At 47.2% G+C, this 25,666-nt stretch carries 25 protein-coding genes; 17 read left to right on the forward strand and 8 right to left on the reverse strand.

Going from position 1 to position 25,666, the window contains the following annotated elements; all coding sequences use genetic code 11:
* Nucleotides 1-23 precede the first annotated feature (23 nt).
* The 3 genes from pckA to hslR all read right to left on the reverse strand — a co-directional run bounded on the left by pckA (nt 24) and on the right by hslR (nt 3,311).
* Nucleotides 24-1,655, reverse strand: a complete 1,632-nt coding sequence (gene pckA, locus L1D31_RS14920; RefSeq protein ID WP_239837873.1) for a phosphoenolpyruvate carboxykinase (ATP) — start codon at nt 1,653-1,655, stop codon at nt 24-26.
* A gap of 339 nt (nt 1,656-1,994) precedes the next feature.
* Complete coding sequence (gene hslO, locus L1D31_RS14925; RefSeq protein ID WP_239837874.1) at nt 1,995-2,870, reverse strand: Hsp33 family molecular chaperone HslO; 876 nt, start codon at nt 2,868-2,870, stop codon at nt 1,995-1,997.
* A 54-nt stretch (nt 2,871-2,924) separates the two neighbouring features.
* Complete coding sequence (hslR, locus tag L1D31_RS14930; RefSeq protein ID WP_239837875.1) at nt 2,925-3,311, reverse strand: ribosome-associated heat shock protein Hsp15; 387 nt, start codon at nt 3,309-3,311, stop codon at nt 2,925-2,927.
* Between the two features lie 254 nt (nt 3,312-3,565).
* On the opposite strand from hslR, the gene gspC reads away from it, so the two are divergent.
* From gspC to L1D31_RS14990, 12 genes are read left to right on the forward strand one after another with little or no spacing between them, the layout of a single operon-like run.
* Nucleotides 3,566-4,435, forward strand: coding sequence for a type II secretion system protein GspC (gene gspC, locus L1D31_RS14935; protein ID WP_239837876.1), 870 nt, complete (start codon nt 3,566-3,568; stop codon nt 4,433-4,435).
* Between the two features lie 39 nt (nt 4,436-4,474).
* Complete coding sequence (gspD, locus tag L1D31_RS14940; protein WP_239837877.1) at nt 4,475-6,505, forward strand: type II secretion system secretin GspD; 2,031 nt, start codon at nt 4,475-4,477, stop codon at nt 6,503-6,505.
* Nucleotides 6,505-7,989: a type II secretion system ATPase GspE gene (gene gspE / locus L1D31_RS14945; RefSeq protein WP_239837878.1), complete on the forward strand. Its 1,485-nt coding sequence runs from the start codon at nt 6,505-6,507 to the stop codon at nt 7,987-7,989. Before gspD ends, gspE begins: the two co-directional genes overlap by 1 nt.
* Nucleotides 7,989-9,212 carry a type II secretion system inner membrane protein GspF gene (gspF, locus tag L1D31_RS14950; RefSeq protein WP_239837879.1) on the forward strand — a complete coding sequence of 408 codons (1,224 nt, stop codon included), beginning with the start codon at nt 7,989-7,991 and terminating at the stop codon, nt 9,210-9,212. The genes gspE and gspF overlap by 1 nt, the downstream gene beginning before the upstream one ends.
* A gap of 53 nt (nt 9,213-9,265) precedes the next feature.
* A complete protein-coding gene (gene gspG / locus L1D31_RS14955; RefSeq protein ID WP_239837880.1) occupies nt 9,266-9,709 on the forward strand; it encodes a type II secretion system major pseudopilin GspG in 444 nt (147 codons plus the stop codon).
* 33 nt (nt 9,710-9,742) lie between these two features.
* On the forward strand, nt 9,743-10,345 hold the full coding sequence (gspH, locus tag L1D31_RS14960) for a type II secretion system minor pseudopilin GspH (protein ID WP_239837881.1): 603 nt from the start codon (nt 9,743-9,745) through the stop codon (nt 10,343-10,345).
* Entirely contained in the window at nt 10,335-10,688 is a 354-nt protein-coding gene (gene gspI / locus L1D31_RS14965; RefSeq protein ID WP_239837882.1) for a type II secretion system minor pseudopilin GspI, read from the forward strand. Before gspH ends, gspI begins: the two co-directional genes overlap by 11 nt.
* Entirely contained in the window at nt 10,675-11,328 is a 654-nt protein-coding gene (gene gspJ, locus L1D31_RS14970) for a type II secretion system minor pseudopilin GspJ (RefSeq protein ID WP_239837883.1), read from the forward strand. Before gspI ends, gspJ begins: the two co-directional genes overlap by 14 nt.
* A complete protein-coding gene (gspK, locus tag L1D31_RS14975; protein WP_239837884.1) occupies nt 11,318-12,343 on the forward strand; it encodes a type II secretion system minor pseudopilin GspK in 1,026 nt (341 codons plus the stop codon). Before gspJ ends, gspK begins: the two co-directional genes overlap by 11 nt.
* Nucleotides 12,306-13,520: a type II secretion system protein GspL gene (gene gspL / locus L1D31_RS14980; protein WP_239837885.1), complete on the forward strand. Its 1,215-nt coding sequence runs from the start codon at nt 12,306-12,308 to the stop codon at nt 13,518-13,520. The genes gspK and gspL overlap by 38 nt, the downstream gene beginning before the upstream one ends.
* Nucleotides 13,521-13,530: 10 nt before the next feature.
* On the forward strand, nt 13,531-14,022 hold the full coding sequence (locus L1D31_RS14985; RefSeq protein ID WP_239837886.1) for a type II secretion system protein M: 492 nt from the start codon (nt 13,531-13,533) through the stop codon (nt 14,020-14,022).
* 6 nt (nt 14,023-14,028) lie between these two features.
* Nucleotides 14,029-14,790: a type II secretion system protein N gene (locus L1D31_RS14990; protein ID WP_239837887.1), complete on the forward strand. Its 762-nt coding sequence runs from the start codon at nt 14,029-14,031 to the stop codon at nt 14,788-14,790.
* Nucleotides 14,791-14,840: 50 nt separating this feature from the next.
* Here L1D31_RS14990 and envZ read toward each other — a convergent pair whose 3' ends face one another.
* Nucleotides 14,841-16,151, reverse strand: a complete 1,311-nt coding sequence (gene envZ / locus L1D31_RS14995) for a two-component system sensor histidine kinase EnvZ (RefSeq protein ID WP_239837888.1) — start codon at nt 16,149-16,151, stop codon at nt 14,841-14,843.
* Between the two features lie 70 nt (nt 16,152-16,221).
* Nucleotides 16,222-16,941 carry a two-component system response regulator OmpR gene (gene ompR / locus L1D31_RS15000; RefSeq protein ID WP_239837889.1) on the reverse strand — a complete coding sequence of 240 codons (720 nt, stop codon included), beginning with the start codon at nt 16,939-16,941 and terminating at the stop codon, nt 16,222-16,224.
* Nucleotides 16,942-17,125: 184 nt separating this feature from the next.
* On the opposite strand from ompR, the gene greB reads away from it, so the two are divergent.
* A complete protein-coding gene (greB, locus tag L1D31_RS15005; RefSeq protein ID WP_239837890.1) occupies nt 17,126-17,602 on the forward strand; it encodes a transcription elongation factor GreB in 477 nt (158 codons plus the stop codon).
* Nucleotides 17,603-17,638: 36 nt separating this feature from the next.
* Here the strand turns inward: greB and L1D31_RS15010 are convergent, their stop codons facing one another.
* Entirely contained in the window at nt 17,639-19,519 is a 1,881-nt protein-coding gene (locus tag L1D31_RS15010) for a RimK/LysX family protein (protein WP_239837891.1), read from the reverse strand.
* Between the two features lie 243 nt (nt 19,520-19,762).
* On the opposite strand from L1D31_RS15010, the gene L1D31_RS15015 reads away from it, so the two are divergent.
* On the forward strand, nt 19,763-22,090 hold the full coding sequence (locus tag L1D31_RS15015; protein ID WP_239837892.1) for a Tex family protein: 2,328 nt from the start codon (nt 19,763-19,765) through the stop codon (nt 22,088-22,090).
* A gap of 69 nt (nt 22,091-22,159) precedes the next feature.
* Here L1D31_RS15015 and L1D31_RS15020 read toward each other — a convergent pair whose 3' ends face one another.
* Together L1D31_RS15020 and bioH are read right to left on the reverse strand one after the other, a co-directional pair.
* Nucleotides 22,160-22,630, reverse strand: coding sequence for an ATP-dependent Lon protease (locus L1D31_RS15020; RefSeq protein ID WP_239837893.1), 471 nt, complete (start codon nt 22,628-22,630; stop codon nt 22,160-22,162).
* A 109-nt stretch (nt 22,631-22,739) separates the two neighbouring features.
* The gene (gene bioH / locus L1D31_RS15025) at nt 22,740-23,537 is read right to left on the reverse strand and encodes a pimeloyl-ACP methyl ester esterase BioH (protein WP_239837894.1); all 798 of its coding nucleotides are present in this window, start codon (nt 23,535-23,537) and stop codon (nt 22,740-22,742) included.
* Between the two features lie 59 nt (nt 23,538-23,596).
* Between bioH and L1D31_RS15030 the strand changes: the two genes are divergently transcribed.
* From L1D31_RS15030 to nudE, 3 genes are all read left to right on the forward strand, one after another.
* Nucleotides 23,597-24,301, forward strand: coding sequence for a ComF family protein (locus L1D31_RS15030; RefSeq protein ID WP_239837895.1), 705 nt, complete (start codon nt 23,597-23,599; stop codon nt 24,299-24,301).
* Nucleotides 24,302-24,394: 93 nt separating this feature from the next.
* Complete coding sequence (nfuA, locus tag L1D31_RS15035; protein ID WP_239837896.1) at nt 24,395-24,982, forward strand: Fe-S biogenesis protein NfuA; 588 nt, start codon at nt 24,395-24,397, stop codon at nt 24,980-24,982.
* Nucleotides 24,983-25,114: 132 nt separating this feature from the next.
* On the forward strand, nt 25,115-25,663 hold the full coding sequence (nudE, locus tag L1D31_RS15040) for an ADP compounds hydrolase NudE (protein ID WP_239837897.1): 549 nt from the start codon (nt 25,115-25,117) through the stop codon (nt 25,661-25,663).
* The last annotated feature ends 3 nt before the right edge of the window (nt 25,664-25,666 follow it).

Raw genomic sequence — 25,666 nt, forward strand, 5'->3', positions numbered from 1 at the left:
CTAAGCAATTGGTGGCGATATCACTAATCTAGCTGAGGTCCAGCGGCAACCAGTGACTTACCTTCAGCGTTATCGGTGTACTTATCGAAGTTGTTGATAAAGCGCTGTGCCAAATCCTTCGCTTTGCTTTCCCACTGCAGCGGGTCAGTGTAGGTATCGCGAGGATCTAGGATTGTTGGGTCAACGTCATGTAACGCAGTTGGAACTTCCAAGTTGAAGATAGGAATATGCTTCGTTTCCGCTTTCTCAATCGAGCCATCTAAGATCGCATCAATGATGCCACGGGTATCTTGAATAGAGATACGTTTACCACTGCCGTTCCAGCCGGTATTGACGAGGTAAGCTTCTGCTCCTGCCGCTTCCATACGTTTCACCAGTACCTCAGCGTATTTGGTTGGATGCAAGGTCAAGAATGCCGCGCCGAAACACGCTGAGAAAGTTGGAGTGGGTTCGGTAATGCCACGCTCTGTACCAGCTAGTTTTGCAGTAAAGCCCGATAGGAAGTGATACTTGGTTTGTTCTGGCGTCAATTTTGATACCGGAGGTAGCACGCCGAACGCATCTGCAGATAAGAAAATCACCTTATTTGCATGACCGGCTTTCGATACTGGCTTAACAATATTTTCAATATGTTCGATGGGGTAAGACACACGCGTGTTTTCTGTTTTTGAGCCGTCATCGAAGTCAATGGAGCCATCACTGCGTACTGTTACGTTTTCAAGCAAGGCATCACGACGAATTGCATTGTAGATGTCCGGTTCGGCTTCTTTCGATAGCTTGATGGTCTTGGCGTAACACCCTCCTTCGAAGTTGAAGATACCATCGTCATCCCAGCCGTGCTCATCATCACCGATCAGCTCGCGCTTAGGATCAGTAGAGAGTGTGGTTTTACCTGTGCCTGATAGGCCAAAGAAGACTGCAACATCACCATTCTCTTTACACTTGTTGGCGCTGCAGTGCATAGAAGCAATGCCTTTGAGCGGGAGGAAGTAGTTCATCATAGCGAACATACCTTTCTTCATCTCACCGCCGTACCAAGTGCCACCGATCAATTGCATGCGCTCAGTCAGGTTGAAAACTGTGAAGTTTTCAGAGTTCAGACCGTGTTCTTGCCATTTCTGGTTGGTGCACTTCGCGCCATTCATGACGACGAAGTCAGGCTCGAATGTTGCTAACTCTTCCTCACTTGGGCGAATGAACATGTTCTTAACGAAGTGTGCTTGCCAAGCGACTTCAGTAATAACTCGGATGCTGAGGCGTGTATCTGGGTTGGCACCGCAGTAACCGTCAATCACAAAGACACGTTTACCTGAGAGTTGGTTAGTTACTTGTTCTTTGAGATCATTCCAGATTTCTTGAGTGATGGGTTTATTGTCGTTTTTGACTTTATCTGAAGTCCACCACATGTGCTCTTCTGTTGTTGCGTCTTTAACGATGTACTTATCTTTTGGTGAGCGTCCAGTAAAGATACCCGTGTCCACGGCGACTGCACCGAGTTCTGTGACTACCCCTTTCTCGTAGCCTTCCAGATCTGCGCGCGTTTCTTCTTCGAACAGCATTTCGTAACTTGGATTGCGGACAACCTCTTTTACGTTGTGAAGCCCGTGTTTGGTAAGATCAATTGTTGCAGCCTTTGCATGTTCCATAACGGTCATAGGTGCTCCTTGTAGGAATATTTTGTAGGGATTTTGTAATAATGTTTTGATGGTTATCTGCTCACCATGCTAGCAACGGGTCTCTGTGAAAACAGGGATATAGCTCAAAATTTATCCATGATTTCTATGGGGTTTTAAGCGACTCATCACATATTGGCCGAGATAGTGTATCGTGCACGCAAAGGATTGCGCTAGAGCAAGAAGGATTATTAATTGACTAAAATTAAGTGGTTGTTTTATTACGTTAAAGTCTAATGTTAACGGGGCTTTGATCACAAAAAGGCCAGCGATATGCTGGCCTTTTGACTGGTAAATTACGTGCTTCTTAAATTATAAAAATTAATGCAACGTTTTGTTGCCCGAATCAGTCTGATCGAACAGCTCTGCAACTTGAGCTTTATCAAACGTGTAATTCGTGCCGCAGTAATCACAATGTAAAGAAATTGAGCCAACCTCTGCCAAAATGTCATTGATTTCTGAGCGCTCGATAGTGACGATCGCGGCACCGCTGCGCTCGCGTGAACAGCCGCAGTGGAATGTCACTGGCTGTGGTTCAAACAGACGAACTTTCTCTTGGTTGTATAGACGGTAAAGCAGATCGTTGGCTTCAAGTGTGAATAGCTCTTCGTCTTTAACGGTATCTGTCAGTTGCTCTAGATGTTCAAAATCTTCAGGCGTTCCAGTACCATCTGGCATAACTTGGATCAGCATGCCAGCAGCATGCTGTTGACCTTGGTGTTCACCGAGGCGCAACCAAATACGAGTCTTTAACTGCTCTGAGTTGGCGAAGTAGCTTTCAAGAATTTCAGATAAGTTGTCACCATCTAGGCCAACAATACCTTGGTAACGTTCACCTTTCTTAGGATCGATAGTGATGACTAAGTGACCTTTGCCCATCATGTCATGAATGCTAGCGTCGTCAGCAATATCACCTTCCCAGCGCGCGACACCGCGAACTTTCTGGTCATTATCACCATTAATGACAGCCAGAGAAACTGGGCCATCGCCTTGTAGCTGCATAGTAATAGAGCCTTCGAACTTTAAGGTTGCAGTCAGCAGGGTTGTAGATACTAATAGCTCACCCAGTAGCTTCTGAAGTGGGGCCGGGTATTCCTTGCTGGAGATAATACGTTGGTAAGCGTCGTCCAATTGTACCAACTCGCCACGTACAGACAGGTCTTCAAAAAGGTAGCGATTTAAAACATTGTTTGCCATGTAAGCATTTCCTCGTACGTATGGTACTGATATCAGGCCAGTTTGGGCTGATACTTATTGATGTTTGAATTTGATGATGTCGCGACGCTGCTTTTTGTCAGGGCGACGATCTGGGCTTGGGTTATGGGCGTGAAGTTTGCGACGGGCGGCATTTTCTTCACGTTTAGCAAAGCTGTCTACCGTCTCTGTATAAAGAGTTTGAGCTTCCGGTGCGCCACGACGCTGATCGGAAATCTTTTCAATGATGACGGTTTTTTCCTCATGCCCCTGACGAAGCGTAATCATTGCGCCAAGCTCTACAGCTTTACTCGGCTTGCTGCGCTGGCCATTATAGTGAACTTTGCCGCCGTCGACCATATTTCGAGCAATGGAGCGAGTTTTGTAAAAACGTGCTGCCCATAGCCATTTATCAAGTCTAACTGCTTCAGTTTGGGAACCCATTGTGGATACTCGCCTCTAACTGGTGGTGAATCTTGTGCCAAATTATTGGTGTAACAATGGTGATGAAGCGCGCATTTTTCAAGGTATGTGGTAAAATTCCGCCGCTTTACATGTTAATCAGGCCGTTAGCTATTTAGCCTATTTCATATTTTGGTAGAATGCTTGGTTCAAATAAAAACTCTAATTATAGAGTACTTTGCTTGGTAAACAGTACCTTGCATGGCTTCGTCAGCTGGTGATCAAAAGGATTGTGAGTGAACATACGTGGTGTAATTCGACAGGACAGTTTCATAAAAAATCAGGACCGCCTGAGCTCAATGGCAACAGTGTTATTGTTAGGGCTGAGTGCTTGGGTTGCTGGTGCGATGATCTGGAAACCGATGGAATCGCAATCTGTGACGCCATGGCAGCCGACATTGGTTTCGGGCAGCGTGAGTAAAGGTTCAGGTTTGAACATTGCTGATCTGCAAAATAGTCACCTGTTTGGCCGTTACCAAGCACAACAAGCCCCTGTTGTGAAAAAGCCAGTGGTGACAGAAGCCCCAAAAAGTCGCTTGAATGTAATTTTGGTTGGTGTTGTGACGAGTACCGAACCGGATAAAAACCTTGCAGTAGTTGCCAGTCGAGGTCAACAGGCCACTTATGGTATTGGTGAAGCACTGGAAGGAACTCGAGCGACGGTTGTACAAGTCTTGTATGACCGAATTATCGTCGATAACTCAGGTCGCAATGAAACAGTCATGTTAGAAGGGCTAAAATACACCAAAGATCCGCAGCCACAACCAAAGACCAAATCAATAAAATCAGACGTTTCCGCCGATAAGCTGGAAGAAATTCGTTCTGTTATTCGCAAAGATGCCAAACAAATTTTCCAATATGTTCGCATGTCTCAAATAAAAAGAGACGGTGAAGTTATTGGTTATCGCTTAACCCCAGGTAAAGAGAAAGAACTATTCGAATCGGTTGGCTTACAGTCAGGGGATATAGCAACACAAATCAATGGCCAAGATCTCAGTAACCCTGCAGCGATGGGGGAGATCTTCAAAAATATGTCTCAACTTACCGAACTTAATTTAACGGTAGAGAGAGATGGCCAGCCTTATGAAATTTATATTGAATTATAAGAATGATGCAGATGCGTGAATCATTCCGAGGAGTAGAGAGTGAACCATTGGCTTAAAAAAAGCGCTTGGCTTTTAGCAGGAAGCTTGTTGACGTCACCTGCCGTTGTATTCGCGAATGAATACAGTGCGAGCTTTAAAGGCACAGATATTCAAGAGTTCATCAACATTGTTGGTCGGAATCTGGAAAAAACCATCATCGTTGACCCGTCAGTACGTGGCAAGATTGATGTTCGTAGTTACGATATGTTGTCAGAAGAGCAGTACTACAGCTTTTTCTTAAATGTGCTCGAAGTCTATGGCTACGCTGTTGTTGAAATGGATAACGGTGTTATCAAAGTCATCAAGTCGAAAGACGCCAAAACATCAGCGATCCCTGTTGTCGGTGATGGTTCCGTTCAAGGTGACGAAGTGGTCACTCGTGTCGTAGCGGTTCGTAATGTTTCGGTGCGTGAATTGTCCCCTTTGCTGCGTCAATTGAATGATAATGCAGGAGCGGGTAATGTGGTTCACTACGATCCTGCCAATATCATCTTGATTACCGGCCGTGCAGCGGTCGTTAACCGATTAGCCGACATCATCAAACGTGTTGACCAAGCCGGTGACAAAGAAATCGAAGTGGTTGAGTTAGACAATGCTTCAGCGGCCGAAATGGTGCGAATTGTTGAAGCGTTGAACAAGACTAATGATGCGAAAAGCACACCAGCCTTTCTTCAGCCAAAGCTGGTGGCCGATGACCGTACTAACTCCATCCTTATCTCCGGTGATCCTCAAGTTCGCCAGCGGTTGCGTAAGTTGATTAAGCAGCTGGATGTCGAGATGGCGACCAAAGGCAACAACCGTGTGGTGTACCTCAAGTACGCTAAAGCAGAAGACCTCGTTGATGTACTCAAAGGGGTGTCGGATAACCTTCAAGCCGAAAAGTCCTCAGGCACTAAGCAATCCTCCAGTGCCCAGCGCGGTGAAGTGATGATTTCAGCTCACCCTGGCACCAATGCGCTTGTTCTGACCGCGCCGCCAGATATTATGAATGCGCTTCAGGATGTGATTTCTCAATTGGATATTCGCCGCGCGCAGGTGCTGATTGAAGCCCTGATTGTCGAAATGACAGAAGGTGACGGTATTAACTTGGGTGTCCAGTGGGGCTCGCTCGAAACTGGTGCAGTGATCCAGTACGGTAATGCCGGAACCAAGATCGGTAACGTAATGGTGGGCCTTGAAGAGGCTGAAGATCAAAAGAGTACAGAGTATTACACCAATAGCGCAGGTGAACGAGTACCTTATGATGTTACGGAATCAGGAGACTACTCCACATTGGCTTCAGCGCTCTCTGGCGTTAATGGTGCGGCACTTAGTGTAGTAATGGGGGACTGGACAGCACTGATCAGCGCAGTATCAAGCGACACCAACTCTAACATTCTGTCTTCTCCGAGCATTACTGTAATGGACAACGGTGAGGCGTCTTTCATTGTCGGTGAAGAAGTGCCTGTCATCACGGGTTCAGCCGCTGGTTCGAACAACGATAACCCATTCCAGACGGTGGATCGTAAAGAAGTCGGTATCAAGCTGAAAGTTGTACCACAAATCAATGAAGGTAACTCAGTCCAGCTCACCATTGAGCAAGAAGTGTCTAACGTGCTGCCTGCAACCAGTAATGCAGCTGTGGATGTCAGTTTTGCTAAACGTCAGCTTAATACCTCGGTTATGGTAGAAGATGGCCAAATGATTGTACTGGGTGGTTTGATTGACGAGCGTGCGCAAGAAAGTGAGTCTAAAGTACCGCTGCTTGGTGATATCCCGTATCTTGGCCGCTTGTTTAAGTCAACCAGTTCACAAATGCAAAAATCTAATCTGATGGTCTTCATCAAGCCAACCATCATTCGTGATGGTATGACGGCTGACGGTATTACTCAGCGTAAGTACAACTTTATTCGTGCTGAGCAGCTTTACAAAGCGGATCAAGGGCTTAGGCTGATGGAAGATGCTCGAACACCGGTACTGCCTAAGTTTGGTGAAGAGATCAGTCACCCAGCAGAGATTCAAGCCTTCCTTGACCAAATGGAAACTCAGTGATGGATGCAATAGCCACATTTCGTCGCTTACCATTCAGCTTTGCCAATCGCTTCAAATTGGTTCTTGAGCCAACAGAACAGGGACTCACTCTCTACTATGTTGCGCCATTGGCATTTGAAGCCTTGATTGAAGTGAAGCGCGTGGTGGGTGAACAGTTTGAGTTGCGTGAAGTGTCGAAAGATGAGTTTGACTCCAAACTGACGGAAGCCTATCAGCGTGACTCCTCAGAAGCCCGTCAGCTAATGGAAGATCTTGGCGCAGATAATGATGACTTTTTCTCGTTAGCGGAAGATCTGCCGCAAGATGAAGACTTGCTCGAGTCGGATGATGATGCGCCAATCATCAAACTGATCAATGCCATGCTCGGTGAAGCGATCAAAGAAGGGGCGTCGGATATTCACATCGAGACCTTCGAAAAAGCGCTTTCCATTCGCTTCCGAGTGGATGGTGTGTTGCGCGATGTACTATCACCAAGTCGCAAGCTTGCACCGTTATTAGTTTCTCGTGTTAAGGTCATGGCCAAGTTGGATATTGCGGAAAAACGTGTGCCGCAAGATGGCCGTATTTCTCTGCGTATTGGCGGGCGAGCTGTTGATGTGCGTGTGTCAACCATGCCGTCTTCTCATGGTGAGCGTGTGGTTATGCGTTTGCTTGACAAGAACGCCACTCGACTGGACTTACACAGTCTAGGCATGACGCCGGCTAACCATGAAAACTTCCGCAGCATGATTGAGCGTCCTCACGGCATCATCTTGGTCACTGGACCTACGGGCTCAGGTAAATCGACCACCTTGTATGCTGGCCTTCAGGAGCTCAACAGTAATGAACGCAATATCCTGACCGTTGAAGACCCGATTGAATTCGATATTGATGGTATCGGCCAGACACAGGTCAACCCCAAAGTAGACATGACCTTTGCTCGTGGCCTGCGCGCTATATTACGTCAGGATCCAGATGTTGTGATGGTCGGTGAGATCCGTGACCTAGAAACAGCGCAGATTGCTGTTCAAGCTTCTTTGACCGGTCACCTAGTAATGTCGACCTTGCACACTAATACGGCAGTGGGTGCGATTACTCGCTTGCGTGATATGGGGATTGAACCATTCCTGATTTCTTCTTCATTGCTTGGCGTGCTCGCCCAGCGCTTAGTTCGAACACTGTGCCCAGACTGTAAAGTGCCTTACGAGGCGGATAATGAAACCAAAAAGTTGTTTGAACTGTCGAGCGATGATGAGCTGACACTATACAAAGCCAACGGCTGTGAACACTGTAACCACAAAGGCTACCGTGGGCGTACCGGTATTCATGAACTCCTAGTCGTGGATGAGCAGGTGCAGGAAAAAATTCACAGCGAAGCGGGAGAGCAAGCGATAGAAAAAGCCATCCGTGAGTACACACCAAGCATTCGTGAAGATGGTTTGAGCAAAGTGCGTCTAGGTATTACGTCTCTCGAAGAAGTGATTCGGGTGACTAAGGAAGGCTAATGGCAGCGTTTGAATATAAAGCCCTCAATAAGAAAGGCAAAACCCAGAAAGGGGTAATTGAAGGTGATAACGCTCGTCAGGTCCGAGCTAGGCTCAAAGAACAAGGACTGATGCCCGTTGAGGTGAACGAAACACGCCAGAAAGCGAAAAAGCAAACGGAACAGGCAGGGTTGACGTTTAAACGTGGTATCAGTACGCCCGATTTGGCATTGATCACTCGTCAGCTTGCTACCTTGGTGCAATCTGGCATGCCTTTGGAAGAGTGCCTTAAAGCCGTATCGGAGCAGTCGGAAAAACCGCGTATTCGCACTATGTTATTGGCGGTACGTTCTAAAGTTACCGAAGGTTACACCTTGTCGGACAGTCTGGCGGATTTTCCGCACATCTTTGATGATTTGTTCCGTTCTATGGTGTCTGCTGGTGAGAAATCGGGCCACTTAGATGCGGTGTTAGAGCGCCTAGCTGATTACGCTGAAAACCGCCAGAAAATGCGTTCCAAGTTGCAGCAGGCAATGATTTACCCTGTTGTGTTGGTGGTGTTTGCGATTGGTATTGTCGCCTTTTTGCTCGCGGCAGTAGTACCGAAAATTGTAGGTCAGTTTGTGCAGATGGGGCAGGAATTGCCTCAATCGACGCAATTTCTACTCGCGTCTAGTGAATTCATTCAGAATTGGGGGATTCAGATTCTGGTGGCTTTGACTGCCGTTGTATATCTGTTTAAGTTTGCCCTTAGCAAACCGAATTTGCGTCTGAGCTGGGATCGAAAAATCGTTCATATGCCTATGATTGGCAAAATCTCCCGCGGCCTCAATACATCGCGTTTTGCGCGCACGTTGTCGATTTGTACTTCCAGTGCGATTCCGATTTTAGATGGCATGAAAGTGGCAGTGGATGTGATGTCTAATCATTATGTTAAACAGCAGGTGCTGAGTGCGACAGATAATGTTCGTGAAGGGGCAAGCCTGCGTAAGTCACTTGAGCAAACCAAACTCTTCCCGCCGATGATGCTGCATATGATCGCCAGTGGTGAGCAAAGTGGTGAATTGGAAAGCATGCTGACTCGCGCGGCTGATAACCAAGATGCTAACTTTGAATCAACGGTCAATATCGCCTTAGGTATTTTCACTCCAGCATTAATAGCACTGATGGCTGGCTTAGTACTGTTTATCGTAATGGCGACCCTGATGCCAATTTTAGAAATGAACAACTTAATGAGTGGATAGTCATACTGAGAGCAGTTTAATCTCTCGCTATGAATTTTTATTTGGAGAATATAATGAAAAGAAAAATGAACAAGCAGTCTGGCTTTACGCTTTTAGAGGTGATGGTTGTTGTCGTCATCTTAGGTATTTTAGCGAGCTTTGTTGTTCCTAACCTTTTAGGTAATAAAGAAAAAGCGGACCAACAGAAAGCCATCACTGACATTGTTGCCCTAGAAAATGCACTGGATATGTACAAGCTAGACAACAGCGTTTACCCAAGCACTGACCAAGGTTTGGAAGCGTTAGTTAATAAGCCGTCCAGCCCAGAACCACGCAACTACCGCGATGGTGGCTACATTAAACGTCTGCCTACTGACCCTTGGGGCAATGATTACCAATACCTGAGCCCAGGTGACAACGGCAATATCGATATTTTCACTCTTGGTGCCGATGGCCAAGAAGGCGGTGAAGGTGTCAATGCTGACATCGGTAACTGGAATATTCAGGACTTTCAATAAGGCAGAGGCGGCATAAGCCGCCCTCTTTTTCCCATGCGTCAAAGTTATCCGACTCTTTCTCGAACCGGCTTTACCCTGCTAGAAATCTTACTGGTTCTGGTATTGGTTTCACTCGCTTCGGTTGCAGTGATTTCCACCTTACCGACCAGTTCAAAAGATGTGGCTGAAAAGCAGGCGAAATCCCTTTTTCAGCGCGTTTTGTTGCTGAATGAAGAAGCGATGCTCAGTGGTCGTGATTTCGGTTTACGTGTTGATGAAAAAAAGTCGGCCTACTACCTAATGTCTTTGGAAAGTAAAGGTTGGCAGAAACTCAATATCGACCAAATTCCTTATGAGACAAAGCTGAACGAATCAGTGGCGATAACTCTCACATTAGGTGGAGGGGCTTGGGCAGATGATGATCGCTTGTTTAAGCCGGGCAGTCTGTTTGATGAAGAGATGTTTGCTGAACATAAAGAAGAAAAAAAGCTGCGCCCACCACAGGTGTCTATTGTCTCTAGTGGTGAAGTGACACCATTTTCTATTGCCATTTATCCCCAGCAAGGTGATCAAGAGCAGGATGCTTGGAAAGTCGTGGCAAAAGAAAATGGCGAAGTGGTGCTATTGGCTCCGGGAGAAAGCGAAGATGAAAGCTAAGCGGGGCATGACACTGCTGGAAGTGTTGGTGGCGCTTGCGATATTCGCAACGGCAGCGATTGCAACCATTCGTTCTGTTAGCCAGCACATTAACACGCTGAATTACTTGGAAGAAAAAACATTCGCTGCGCTGGTTGCTGATAACCAGATGGCGAAAGTCATGCTAGCAGGCAGTAAACCGAGTAAGAAAAAAGGCAAAGAAGAATTGGCAGGGCGAGAATGGTTTTGGTCAGTAGAGCCGGTGGAGACTGCAGGAGATATATTGCAGGCGTTTGATGTCAAGGTTGCCACCAGCGAGAAAAGTTCGCCAGTAGTCACGGTGAGAAGTTATGTGCCGAAATAAGCAGTCAGCTTTCCAAAGCGGTTTTACTTTGATTGAAGTTTTGGTCGCCATTGCTATCTTTGCCAGCTTGAGCGTCGGCGCTTATCAGGTACTCAATCAAGTTCAGCGCAGCAATGCATTGTCGCTTGAGCGAAGTGAACGATTGAAAACACTGCAACGGGCTCTGGTATTTATGGACGGTGATTTTCGCCAAATGGCATTGCGTCAAACTCGCACCAATGGTGAAGAATCGAATGGCCTATTGCTGCACTGGAAAGAGTATCTACTTGATTCCGATGCGAAAGGGATCATGTTTACTCGCTTAGGTTGGCACAATCCTCAGCAGCAATTTCCCCGTGGCGAAATCAGCAAGGTAGGTTACCGAATCAAGGATGATGTGCTCGAGCGTGTCTGGTGGCGCTATGCGGATACGCCCGCAGGGCAAGCGGGAATAACGATGCCACTGATCGACAAAGTGGAAAAGTTTAATGTGAAGTTCTTTGACGGCTCAGATTGGAAGAAAGAGTGGGATCAGAAAGCCATGCTGCCTCAGGCTGTGGCCGTTGAACTTGAGCTGGAAGATTACGGCAAAATTGAACGCATTTATATGACAGCGGGTGGTGGCATAGGTGGTGCTGAGGAGAAAAGCGATGACAGCTAGGCGTCCTCAGCGCGGTGTTGCTCTGATTGTAATTTTACTGCTCCTTGCCGTTATGGTCAGTATTGCTGCCAGTATGGCCGACCGTTTGTTCAGCCAGTTTAAGCGCGCTGGCAGCCAAATCAATTATCAACAAGCGTACTGGTATAGCTTGGGGGTTGAAGCACTAGCAAAATATGGTATTGAGCAAAGCTATAAAGACAACGATGACAGTATTAATTTGTCGCAGCCTTGGGCTCAAGAGCTGGACAGTATGCCGCTGGACTATGGCACGGTAAGCGGTAAGTTATACGATGCTCAGGCATGTTTTAATATCAATGCGTTGTCTGAGTTGGAGCAAACCGCAGGGTCTGCGCAGTTACCTTTTCTCGTGGAGAAGTTTCAGAACTTGCTAGAAGAGCTGCAAGTGGATAATTATGAAGCAGAAACCGTTGCACAATCGCTGTGGGAATTTGTAGACAGTAATGATTCCGTTAATTCATCGTCTGGTGTCGAAGACAGCCATTACGAGGGGCTGTCTCCCGCTTATTTGAGTGCCAATACCTTGCTGGCTGACAGCAGCGAGCTGCGGGCGGTGAATCAGGTGAGTGGTGAAGTGATGGAAAAAGTCAGCCCGATGATCTGTGTGTTGCCGACCACGGACTTTCGCCTCAATGTGAACACCATTATGCCGGAACATGCCGCTTTGTTGGCGGCGATGTTCTATCCGAACCTGAGTACATCTCAGGCCAAACAGATTTTGGAAAACCGTGGCCCCGATGGCTGGGCATCAACGGATGACTTTTTCGCTGAATCCGACCTGAGTGGTTTGAGTGAGGATGTTAAAAAGCAAGTCAAAGGTTACTTGAGCGTCGATAGCGTCTATTTCGAGCTGGACGCTGAGGTGCTAGTGGATAAATCCAGGGTGCGAATTCGCAGCCTGTTGTTTAGTAATAATCGAGAAACTGCAACGGTAATACGCCGTCGCTTTGGAGGGATCGGTGAACGAGTTTCTAGTCGTTCGGCTGAGCAAAAGTAAAACAGCAGCGATTCAATGGCTGGTTTGGTCAGAAAGCCAAAAGGAAGTGATAGCGAGCGGCGAACTACAAGATCATCAGGATTTAGCTGAGCTTGCCAATTACGCTGAAGGGCGTCAGGTCGTTGTGTTGGTGTCAGCCGCTAATTTGGTTCTGACTCAACTAGACGTTCCTGCAGGTGCCAATCGTCAATTTGACTCTATGCTGCCATTTATGTTGGAAGATGATGTGGCTCAGGATGTTGATGAGCTGCACTTTACTGTATTAGCTAAAGAAGCTGGTCAGGCCTATGTCTGTGGGATTGACTATCACTGGTTGGAATCCATCTTGGCAGATATGCAGCAGTTGGGTCTTGTGGTGCGTAAAGTCATGCCAGATGCGTTGGCATTGCCACTTGATGACAACTACGGTTTGAGTGCGGTGGAGCTTGATGGTCAATGGTTGGTCAAGAAAGGTCAGTTTAGTGGAGTGAGTGTTGAACCTACTTGGCTGCCTCTTCTCGTTCAATCTGATTGGGTAAAGCAGGGGGAAGATTACCTACCACTGCAAGCATTTTCACCATTACCAGAACTGCCTTATTCCGATGGACAAGAATGGCGTAATGAAGAGCCGCAATTAGTGATGCAGTTGCTTGCTGAGCAAGCGGTAAAGAGCAAAACTAATCTGCTGTCTGGTGAGTTCAAGCCTAAATCTTCCTGGGGTCGTCACTTGAAAGTGTGGCGCAAAGCCGCGATTGCTGCAGGTGTATTGATTGCGGTCTTAAGCGTGGATAACTGGCTGCAGATTCAGAGTGCAGAAACACAAGCCAATGCTTATCGTCAGGAAAGTGAGCGTATTTTCCGCCAAATGACGAATAAGAATAAAATTCCGACTGTCACCTATCTCAAGCGTGAAATGGAGCGAGAGGAAAGCAGGCTGTCCGGTGGTGGTAGTGGTGATTCGGTACTTGAGTGGATGGTGAAGATGCCACAAGTGATGAAGCAGGTCCCAGGCCTTAAGCTGACCAGCTTCAAATATGACAGTACTCGTGGCGAAGTAAGGCTTCAAGCGCAAAGCAACGACTTTCAGACATTTGAAAAAGCGCGTGAGCTGATGTCGAGTCAGTTTACGGTTGAGCAAGGGCAACTGAGCAAATCGGGCGCTCTCGTTAATGGCACCTTTGTGCTTAAGCGTTTATAGGGGAGCCGTGATGAAACAGTTAATGACTTCACTGCAAACGTGGTGGATGGGGACGAGCCAGCGTGAACAACGTTTGCTCATTGCGTGTGCTATTTTACTTCTCCTTGGCGTGATTTACTGGGGCGTTCTGCAACCTGTCAGCCAACGAGCAGAAATGGCGACGAACCGAATTCAAAGCGAAAGACAGCTGCTGAGTTGGGTGAAAGACAAAGCCGATAATATTAGCCAGCTGCGTGCTAAGGGGGGTGTCGCTTCCTCGGATTTGCCGCTTAACCAGTCGATTTCTTCTACGGCAGCTCGTTTTGGTGCTGAGTTGGTGCGAGTGCAACCAAGAGGGGAAGAGCTTCAGGTATGGATTCAACCGATGCCGTTTAATCGTTTGGTGGAATGGATGACTTTCCTCAAAGAAAAGCATGCTGTTTCTGCGTCCTTTATTGACATTGATAAAGCTGAGCAAGAAGGTATGGTTGAAATCAAGCGCTTACAGTTTGTGAAAGGGTAAGATTAAGTGAGAAAAGTTATTTTACTCAGTCTGGCTTTGATTATGGTGTTTATCACCAGTGCGATAGTCCATATTCCTGCTCAGGTGGTGTTGAACTATGCACCATTACCACAACAGTTGGCGATCAATGGTGTCTCGGGGACGGTCTGGGAAGGAAGAGCCGCCAGTGTAATTTGGCAAGAACAGAAGCTAGGTGCACTGCATTGGCAACTGGCACCGTTGAAACTGTTAACGGGTAAAGCGGAAGCGCAAGTTCGTTTTGGTCGTGGTAGTGATATGCAGATCACAGGCCGTGGTATCGTGGGATACAGCACTTCTGGGCCTTATGCGGAAAACTTGATTGCGTCTTTGCCGGTTGAAAAAATTCTTGAGTTCACGCCTCCGATGCCGATTCCCGTTGAGCTGACGGGACAGGTCGAACTGAGTATTAAATCTATGGTTTATGCGTTGCCTTACTGCCAAATGGGAGAAGGCTCGCTGGTGTGGAATACCGACAAAGTGGTGACTCCACTTGATGAGCTGTATGTTGGACCTGTGGTTGTGGACTTTAGCTGTCAGGACAGTTTGATCACATTGAAGGGTGACCAGAACAGTGAGCAAGTCAGCAGCGCTGCAGCAGTAGTGCTTGAGGCAAACCGTAACTATCAGGCATCAGCTTGGTTTAAGCCGGAAGGGCAATTTCCCAGTTCACTGGCTGAGCAGCTAAAATGGTTACCATCGCCAGATGGAGAAGGGCGCTACCAATTTACCTATCAGGGGCGCCTGTAAACACAGAGACATAATAAAAGAGCGGCGTCATGTCGCTCTTTTTACTTGGCTTACTTTCCTTGAGTGGGGAAACTGATTTGGGCGCGTAAACCGCCACCACTGCGATTATTAATGATCACGCTGCCGTTGTGCTGACTGGCAATACGTTTGACAATCGCTAGCCCAAGCCCTGTGCCTTCACTACCTCGCGCGGCATCGCCACGGGTGAAAGGTTCAAACAGCTTCGCTATCTGGCTTTGTTTAATACCTGGGCCGTTATCTTCGACACAAACCCATACCAGCTTGTTATCAGCGGTGACACCAGTGCTGACTTTGACCCAGCCATTTCCATAACGGATGGCATTAACAACCAGATTACTCACTGCACGCTTGATGGCGATCGGGCTGCCGCTGGTCAATTTTATTGGATGCTGAAGCTCGGTTTCTATTTGGATTTCATAGCCGCCCTCAGAAGTGGCGATATCATTGGCGATTTCATTCAGATCAACGTCGATAAACGATTCTTTATTGACCGGTTTGAGGTAGTCCATAAACTGGCTGATGATTTCATTACACTCTTCTGTGTCGCTGATTATGCCTTCCGCTAAATAACTATCCTCTGGTGACATCATCTCAGTCGCGAGGCGGATGCGTGTCAGGGGTGTCCTTAAATCATGACTGATACCCGCCATCAGTAGTGCACGGTCTTCTTCCAATGCTTGAATCCCTTTCGACATTTGGTTAAAGGCTCGGGTGACGGAGCGGATTTCTGATGTGCCTTTTTCTGGTAAGGGGGGAGGGATTTCGCCACGGCCAACGCCTTTAGCCGCCTTTTCCAAGGCGATCAAAGGCCGGTTTTGTAAACGAATGAATAACCAGCCTCCTGCAACGATCAATAATGCCATCACCAAGCTGTTATGAAATAAGGGAGCGAAATCTTCTTCCTGTAATTCAGACAGTGGAATGCGCAGCAGCGAGCCGGGTAGAGAGTCAATTTTCATCCATAGAATGTAGCTGTCGGAACCGAGCATCATGCGCACATCGGTGGCTGAGCCGAGCTCTTTACTCATTTCCTCGCTCATCAAGTCGATACTCACCGCATGGTAGTACTCATCTGCTATTGGGCTGTCATCAGCATGAATGGTTACACCTAATTGTTCCAGCACACGTCGACGTAGAGGGGCATCCATAGGTAGGCCATCTTTAAATGCGGCCGAGTCGTCGAGCATCAGGTTGATTTCATGACCGAGGATCTTGTTGAACTGCTGCAGGCTTGGCATCAGTGCATAGTTAAACACGGCGTAATAAGAGTAAACCTGACTGGCAATTAGTAGGGTGAGAAAAATGAAAATAGACTGGGTAAACGAGCTGCGAATACGCATATATTCGACCTTGTGAACGGTGAAAGCAAAGAGTGCGAGACATTGTCTCGCACTCTTATTGAATTAGCTATTAAGCTTCTTTGCCATCTGGCACAAATACGTAGCCTAGCCCCCACACGGTCTGGATATAGCGGGGTTTGCTAGGGTCCACTTCAAGCATACGGCGCAGACGGGAGATTTGAACGTCAATCGAACGCTCCATGGCAGAATATTCACGACCACGAGCCATATTCATCAACTTATCGCGTGACATCGGCTCACGGGCGTTAGTGACCAGCGCTTTCAACACAGCAAACTCACCGGAAGTGAGAGGCATGGCTTCATCTCCACGGAACATCTCACGCGTGCCTAGATTAAGGCTGAATTCACCAAATTCGACAATCGACTCCTCCGCACTCGGTGCCCCAGGCAGCTCTGTGGTTTGGCGACGTAAGACAGCTTTGATGCGAGCAAGTAGCTCACGAGGGTTGAACGGCTTTGGCAAATAGTCATCAGCACCGACTTCTAAGCCGACGATACGATCAATTTCATCCCCTTTTGCGGTGAGCATTAGGATGGGTAATGAGCTATTTGCATTTCTCAGTCGACGGCAAATGGATAGGCCATCTTCACCTGGCAGCATTAAATCAAGCACCATCAAGTGGAAGTTTTCACGGGTTAACAGGCGGTCCATCTGTTCACTGTTAGCAACACTGCGTACTTGGAATCCTTGTTCAGACAAGTAACGCTCTAGCAATGCACGCAGGCGTGCATCGTCATCAACGACTAAGATCTTGTGATTTTCTTGCATGTAATGATTCCACCTATTAAATAAGCTTAGCGCTTTGACAGAGCCGCTGTTCAGCCCTTTTTCACAAGTCAGAATGTAACATTGTTCTGAGGAAAGTGGCGCAAAGAATTGTTAACGATTATTACCTTTTTCACTCCTTTTTAGCTAATGTATACGCCATATTCAATTCACTAGCGTCAGAAATATGAAAACAAACCTAATCACACGCGAAGGCTTTGATCGACTTAAAAAAGAACTCGATTTTTTATGGAAAGAAGAACGCCCAGAGGTGACTAAAAAAGTGACATGGGCGGCGAGCTTAGGTGATCGATCTGAGAATGCGGATTATCACTATAACAAGAAGCGTCTACGTGAAATTGACCGTCGTGTGCGCTATCTACGCAAACGCTTAGAGCAGGTGAAAGTGGTGGATTATGCGCCGCAGCAGGAAGGTAAAGTGTTTTTTGGGGCGTGGGTTGAAGTAGAAAATGAAGCGGGAGATGTAAAGAAATTTCGTATTGTCGGTCCGGATGAGATTTACGGTGATGCCAAGGATTACATTTCGATTGATTCCCCGATGGCTCGAGCGTTATTAAAAAAAGAAGTCGATGATGAATTCAGTGTCAGGACGCCAGAAGGCGAGAAAGAGTGGTTTGTGAACAGTATCCACTACTCAGAATGACACCAGTGCCGCGCCGGTGAGCGCGGCACTGAGTTACTATTTTTCGTAGTCAGGTTCATCCGTCACGATATAGGCTTGGTCACTGCTGATGATCGCTCCGTATTTGAGAAAGTTCTCTCCTAAAATCATGCTGTAATGGAAACGGCCTCTATCTTGCAAATTGACGCGAATCGTTTGGTCTATCTCTCCTAGTCTGACTCGCATCTCGACCACAGGGCGAACGTTGTCTTTTTCGCCTTTCTTGGCTTTAATTCTCATCACATCGACCACTTCCCGTGTGAACTCCTGTTTCATCCCGACATCATTTTCGTAGGTGAACGTCACCATATCTTTGCCGTTTTTCTGAAACTGTTTGATGTTTTGCGCGTTTATTGAGCTGATATCAGCGCCAGTATCGAGTTTGACGGGAAACGACAACTCTTCCACTTGGGCAACTTCGATGTACCCTGCTTTGAACAACGGGTGTGGTGTGAGCAGGTTTTCAGTTCTGGTATTTAACAGCACACCATTTTTAGCCATGCTATGCCCCATGACGAAGAAGGGTTGAGCATCGCCTTTCCCTAGTTTGTCGATAGCGAACTCCAGTTCGCGTTTTTTGTCTCCTAACTCGAATACGCCTTCGACAACCGGACGAACGGATTTACCAACTTTGAGTTTACGCAGGACACGCTTAGTCACCGTTTTCATTTCACCTTGGCTGTTTTCAAGAGTGAAACTGACCTGCTCTTTGCCATTTTTATTACTTAGCTTGAACTCTGTAACTCTCAGAAGCGGTGTTTTGACGACAAAGCTCGGATGAGCAGGGAGCTGGTAATCTTGATCTATGGTGATGGTTTCCTTTGGTGAGATCACCAAAGGGTCTGATTTAAGAGCGCTTTTAAAGCTGGTGTCAGCGTCTTGGAGAAGGTTTTCTTTCTCGGTGTTGATCACAAAGTGTTCGCTGGCCACATCGCGCCCGAGGCTAATCTGGCTGTCTAAATGGCCGCGATCACGCAGATAAACCAGCCAGTGTTGAGTTTGGTTTTGATTAAGTTTGACGGGTAAGTACACCAGAGGGCGTTCAGCTTCGCTTGTTTTCAAAGTGCGAATCAAAGGCAATGTCATGGACTTTCTCTCACCGTTCTCTCCCTCCAGTTTGAATGAAACTAAGTTGTTCTTCTTATCGATGTTGACATCCAGTGCATGAGCATTGGAGTAGCGGCTGGTGGTTGCTACGCTGACCTTATAAGGTAGGCCATCGACTTGCACCGTTTCTTTCTTGCCGATTACCTGAGCGTGAGGTTGTTCTTGCAGATAGTCATACCCAGCCATGACCCAGGCATTGTCTTCTAGGAAGGTTTTACCAATCAGAATAGGTGCGGAAAATTGACTGCGTTTGGTGAGATTGATCATGGCTTCGACTGTTCGTCCGCCGATGGTCAAAGGCATTTTGACCGCCGGACGGAGAATTGGCTTTTTGCTGGTTCGACTGCGAATAATGCTGATGCGTTCTAGATCATCTTTAATATTAATATTTTCACCTGTGTATGGGTGACGAATGGTGAAGGCAATGGTGACCTGATAAGACAAATAGGTTTCCGTTGTACGTTTGAGTTTCTTCTTACGTCGGTCGTTAACTACCGCCCACAGCAGATCGTTGTCGGTCAGGTGTTTAAAGTCAGGGTGTGTGCTGGATAGATGAATGTTTTCGGCGTGAATCGAGGTGGTATCGGCACCAGTATCGATCTTACCCATAAAAGGAACATCTTTTAGCTCTGGAATATCGTTGTAGTAGACGTTTTCTATGCGGCCTAGAATCAGATCGTTATCCACCTGATAAGCTGGTTGCTGTGTGGTGGCTGAAAGGGACTCTGACCAAGCGTGTGGAGTGGTCAACAGAACGCTGGTTAACGTCAAAAATAAAGAGAGCTTTTTCATGCAATGGTTTCCAAACAAATCAAGGTATCGATATAAGTAAACGATTTCACGTAAATATAACTGACTTAAATATAATGAATAAATGCACAATGCGACTGCAGTTTTGACACAAATGTGCACCGTGTCTATCAAGGAACGGTGATTTTTTCAGGGTAAGATTAAAAACATTGCAAAATCGATGAATTGCCCCAATGTCTAGGGCTGAAATACTCCTTCACATTATAGAATTAAGAGAATCCACGGATGAGCCAAGCTATCTGTCAAATGATTGCTCAAGAACTGAATGTTCGAACTGAGCAAGTTACCGCTGCTGTTAATCTGATCGATGATGGTAATACGGTGCCATTCATTGCCCGTTACCGTAAAGAAGTGACAGGTGGTCTGGACGATACCCAATTACGTAATCTCGACAGCCGTTTAGCGTATCTGCGTGAACTAGATGATCGTCGTAAGACGATTCTGAAATCCATTCAGGAACAAGGCAAACTGACGGCTGAGCTTGAAACGGAAATCAATCAAGCGGATAGCAAAACTCGCCTTGAAGACTTGTATCTGCCATACAAACCTAAGCGTCGCACCAAAGGCCAGATTGCGATTGAAGCTGGCTTGGAGCCGCTGGCGGACAAACTGTGGAACGAACCGCAAACGGATCCTGAACAGGAAGCAACGCATTACATTGATGCTGAAAAAGGGGTTGCTGATGTAAAAGCGGCCCTTGATGGTGCGCGTGCCATTGTCATGGAGCGGATTGCTGAAGACGCTAACTTGCTAGAGAAAATTCGTCTTCATCTGAACCGTAATGCAGAGATTGTGTCTCGTGTTGTGGAAGGTAAGGAGCGAGAGGGTGAAAAGTTCAAAGACTATTTTGAGCATAATGAAGCACTGAGCAAGGTGCCATCACACCGCGCACTTGCAATGTTGCGTGGGCGAAATGAAGGCTTTCTGACATTGGCGATGAATGCTGACCCTGATCAAGAAGAGGGGGCACGTCAATCGTATTGCGAAACCCTGATCGCGGACCATTACGGTATCTCGTTGAGTCAGGCGCCTGCCGATGGTTGGCGCAAACAGGTGATCAGTTGGGCATGGCGCATCAAAGTTTCGATGCACATGGAAACCGAGTTGATGGGCGCGATGAAAGAGCGGGCTGAAATTGAAGCGATTGAGGTGTTTGCCACGAACTTGAAAGATTTGTTGATGGCAGCACCGGCTGGCCCTCGTGCCACATTGGGGCTCGATCCTGGTCTGAGAACAGGCTCAAAGATCGCGGTTGTAGACTCAACAGGTAAGGTACTGGCAACCGAGACAATTTATCCTCACCCACCACAGAATCAGTACGATAAGTCGGCACAAGTGGTGGCGAAACTGGTGCAACAGTTCAATGTTGACCTTATTGCTATTGGTAATGGTACCGCCTCGCGTGAAACCGACAGCTTCGTTGCCGATCTGATAAAGCGTAACAACCTAAAAGTGCAGAAGATCATGGTGAGTGAAGCGGGGGCATCGGTTTATTCCGCTTCTGAATTGGCCGCGAAAGAGTTTCCACATCTTGACGTGTCATTGCGCGGCGCAGTGTCGATTGCTCGTCGTCTGCAAGACCCACTCGCGGAGCTAGTGAAAATTGACCCTAAATCGATTGGTGTTGGCCAATATCAACATGATGTCAGCCAGTCAATGTTGGCTAAGCGTTTGGATGCCGTGGTTGAAGATTGTGTAAACGCCGTGGGTGTGGATGTGAACACGGCATCCCCTGCTTTGCTGACTCGTGTTGCTGGCTTATCGAGTACCCTTGCTCAAAATATCGTTGATTACCGCGATGAACATGGCCGCTTTGAAGCACGAGCCACATTGAAGAAGGTGGCGCGCCTTGGGCCTAAGGCATTCGAACAGTGTGCCGGATTCCTACGTATCATGGATGGTAAAAACCCGCTAGATGCGTCATCCGTTCACCCAGAAGCTTACCCAGTGGTAAAAGCGATAGCGGAGAAAAACAGCAAAGACGTTCGTGCTTTGATTGGTGATACTCAGTTCTTACGCGGGCTTCATGCGGTCGATTATACTGATGATAACTTCGGTGTTCCGACGGTCAGTGACATTATTAAAGAGCTAGATAAACCGGGGCGGGATCCTCGTCCAGAATTCAAAACCGCGACATTTGCCGATGGGGTGAATCAAGTGTCAGATCTTGAGCCAGGGATGGTATTGGAAGGAGTGGTTTCTAACGTGGCCAACTTTGGCGCTTTCGTTGACATTGGTGTGCATCAGGATGGCTTAGTGCATATTTCAGCATTGACGGATCGCTTTGTATCGGATCCTCGCGAAGTAGTGAAAGCCGGTGATATCGTGAAAGTGAAAGTGATGGAAGTGGATATCCAGCGTAAACGTATCGGTTTGTCGATGCGCCTTACCGATGAGCCAGGTCAGGATAATCGTTCGCAACGCTCTTCAGATACTCGCGCTCATCAGCGTCAAAGCCACGGTAGCAAAGGTGCTCAACGACGTCGTGATGAACCTGCTAATGGGGCGATGGGCGGGGCATTTGCTGCTGCCTTTGCCAAAGCGAAAAAATAACCCCTAGAAAGACAAATCCCCGCAATCGCGGGGATTTTTTTGGCATTTCCTAATCATTTGGCTTAGGAACTACAACACCGCAATGACATCTGAAGGTGTATTGGGTGCAACCGCATCACCATAGTGAAACTTAATCACAGTTCTGCGTTTGGCCATTTTGCCTTCAGTTATCGCCGCATCGATTATGTGCCTAGGTAACCGAAAGCGCATTGCGTAGCCTTTGCCCTGATCTTCGCTGTAGCTATCCAGAGCAATCAGCTGGAAAATCCGTTCGAGTGTATCTTTAGGATCTTCCTGATAAGTAGCTTTGACTTCTTCTTGTTCACCGGTTTCATAGCTTGGATGCTCTGCCGGATCCCAAGAGGATTGCCTTCGCCTTTTATCATCGGCTTTAACTTTACGTTCAGCGTTACTTTTGGTTAATGCCACTGTTGGAGTGACGGGTTCGCGAACTTTATTGTCTCGAGCTGCCTGCTCCGTTTGCACATTAACCGATGGGGCGATCAGCGGTACACTTACATTGGTAGGTGATACGAGCATTTAAACCTCCTCACGCCCAGCCAGAAAATGCAATAAAACAGCGTTTTCTTGGCTCGATTATTTATCGGCCTTGATAGTCAAAATTTTAGCGTATTAGGCAAAATAATTTCTATTTGCTGACTGAAAAGCGAATAACTTGCTGACAAAAATCGCTAAATTCGGTCATGAAAGGGGCGTGAGAAGAGGCGTCAAACATATAGCTTTCACTGCCGGGCATGAGGTTATCGACTTCAGCGGCGACTTTAGCTGGAACTAAGCCATCAAGGCGTCCGTAGAGGCGCAGAGTCGGTGTAGAAATCTCCGTGAGTGCTTGGCGGTAATCGATATCGGCCAGTAATTGCAGACCTGACAGCAAAGATTGAGGGTTCGGTTCAGGGCGAGATAATACCGCTTGCTTGAGACTTTTGACATCCTGACGTGCAGAGGGGCTCCCCATAGCTTGCAAGGCCATAAAGCGTTCAACCGTCACGCGAAAGTCTTCGACCAATTGCTCGGTGAATGCACTCAGGACTTGAGGCTGTATGCCGCGCCAGCGTCTTTCAGCGGAAAACTTTGGTGAACTGGCCACGGTGATCAGTTTGGCGATCCGTTCTGGGTGATGAATCGCGATATGCGTTGCCACCAAGCCGCCCAAAGACCAGCCTAGCCAAATCGCCTTGTCCGGTGCGTTTTGCAACACTTGCTGCGCGAGCTCTTCCATCGTGTCGAAGTGTAATTGATGGCTATGGCCAAAGCCCGGTAGGTCAACGACGTGCACACGAAAATGCTGGCTTAATTGCTCAACGGCTTGATGCCAGACCGCACCATTCATACCCCAGCCATGAACCAAGACCAAATCCTCACCCTGACCGGTGGAGTGCCAGTAAGGCGTTTCTGGTTTGATCTCATTGTGTGCCACGTTTTTCATCCTTTACACCCGAGCTAAAGCGATAAGCTGATTGCTAAATTCGTTGATACTTGGCCCCTATGTTAACTGATTGGATTAAGAAACACACAACCTACCTGTTTCCGAGTCATTGTGAACTGTGCCATATGGTGATAGAGCCTGATGCCTCTCATCCTCAATTTTGTGTCACTTGTCAGCTGAGGTTTGCGCCAACAACACGTTGTCGTCGTTGCGGCTTAGTGACGCCAGAAGTGACTGAGATGTGCGGAGAGTGTTTAGTTTCACCGCCATTATGGACGCGCTTGTATTGTGTTGGAGACTATCAGCCCCCTTTGTCGAGTTATGTTCATCGCCTTAAATATGAAGGGCAGTATTGGCAGGCTAAAACTTTGTCTGGGCTCTTGGCTCCACGAATCGACACCCGACCAGACTTGATCACTTTTGTGCCTGTGCATTGGCGCCGTTATTGCTATCGAGGTTACAACCAAAGCCAGCATTTGGCGTGGCAGATCAGCCGAGAGTTAGCTATTCCTTGTGATGCGGTGTTTAAAAAAGTGCGTTCAACACCAAGACAGCAAGGGATGGATAAGAAGCAACGTAGGAACAATGTGCGTCAGGCTTTTTGCCTAACTAAGGCAATCGAGGTAGAGCATATTGCTATTGTCGATGATGTGTTAACCACAGGGAGCACCGTACATCAATTATGTAAATTATTGCTTGGTACTGGGGTAAAAACCGTTGATATTTATTGTATTTGCCGCACTCCTGAACCGTCGAACCGTTAAAGTGACGGTGATTTGATCTAAAAGGCTAGATCTTGAGGAAATCAGGAGTAAAATGGTGCTTAAATAGCCTACAAATTTACTCAGGTATTCGTCGTGTCAAATCCTATTACTATTACAGAAAATGCTCAAAAACACTTTGCGAACCTTTTGAGCCAGCAGCCAGAAGAGACAAACATCCGCGTATTCGTTGTGAACCCAGGAACGCAAAATGCAGAGTGTGGCGTTTCTTACTGTCCTCCTGAAGCTATTGAAGCTACAGATACGGAGTTTCAGTACGAGGGATTTTCGGCTTATGTTGATGAGCTAAGTTTGCCATTTCTAGAAGATGCTGAAATCGACTTCGTGACGGATAAAATGGGCTCTCAACTGACGCTGAAAGCGCCTAATGCAAAAATGCGTAAAGTGTCTGACGATGCGCCTTTAGTCGAGCGTGTTGAATATGCGATTCAAACACAGGTAAATCCTCAGTTGGCGGGTCACGGTGGCCATGTCAATCTGGTAGAAATTACCGATGACGGCGTTGCGATTGTTGCCTTTGGTGGTGGTTGTAATGGTTGCTCAATGGTCGATGTGACGCTAAAAGAAGGGATTGAAAAAGAGCTGCTACAACAGTTTGAAGGTGAATTGTCTGCGGTTCGTGATGCAACAGAGCACGACCGTGGTGAGCACTCTTATTACTGATCATGACTTAAGCCTTTGATTTAACCATATGCAATACAAGGGGTTGACGAGAGAGTCAGCCCTTTTTTTGTTTTCAAACATAGTAATTTTCTCATATATTAATGGCTTCCCCCATGGCTAAGGAGTCAGCAAGTGGCTAAACGGAATCCACCAGAAATTCTGGCAAAACAAACAGTAGCTCGATCCAAGTTATTTGCTGTTGAGGCACTCGACTTACGCTTTAGCAATGGCGTCGAACGTACCTATGAACGCATGAAGCCGAGTGGGCGCAATGCAGTAATGATGGTACCTGTGACAGCGGAAGGAGACATATTACTGGTTCGTGAATATGCGGCGGGCACAGAGCGTTATGAGCTGGGTTTTCCTAAAGGTTTGATTGATGCTGGAGAGTCGCCAGTTGAAGCGGCAGATCGTGAGTTGAAGGAAGAAATTGGTTTAGGTACTCATAAGCTGACACCCTTGAAAGAGGTTGTGCTTGCCCCTTCTTATTTCTCAAGCAAAATGACTCTGTTTATCGCAGAAGAACTATACTCAGAACAATTAGAAGGGGATGAACCAGAACCTCTAGAAGTGATTCGCTGGCCACTTGCTCAAGCTGAAGAGCTTCTGACTCACCTCGATTTTTGTGAGGCGCGCAGTATTACCGCGCTGATGCTGGCTCTACGTATCTTAAAACCATAATCA

The organism is Vibrio sp. Isolate23, assembly GCF_022398095.1.
Lineage (GTDB): Bacteria > Pseudomonadota > Gammaproteobacteria > Enterobacterales > Vibrionaceae > Vibrio > Vibrio coralliilyticus_A.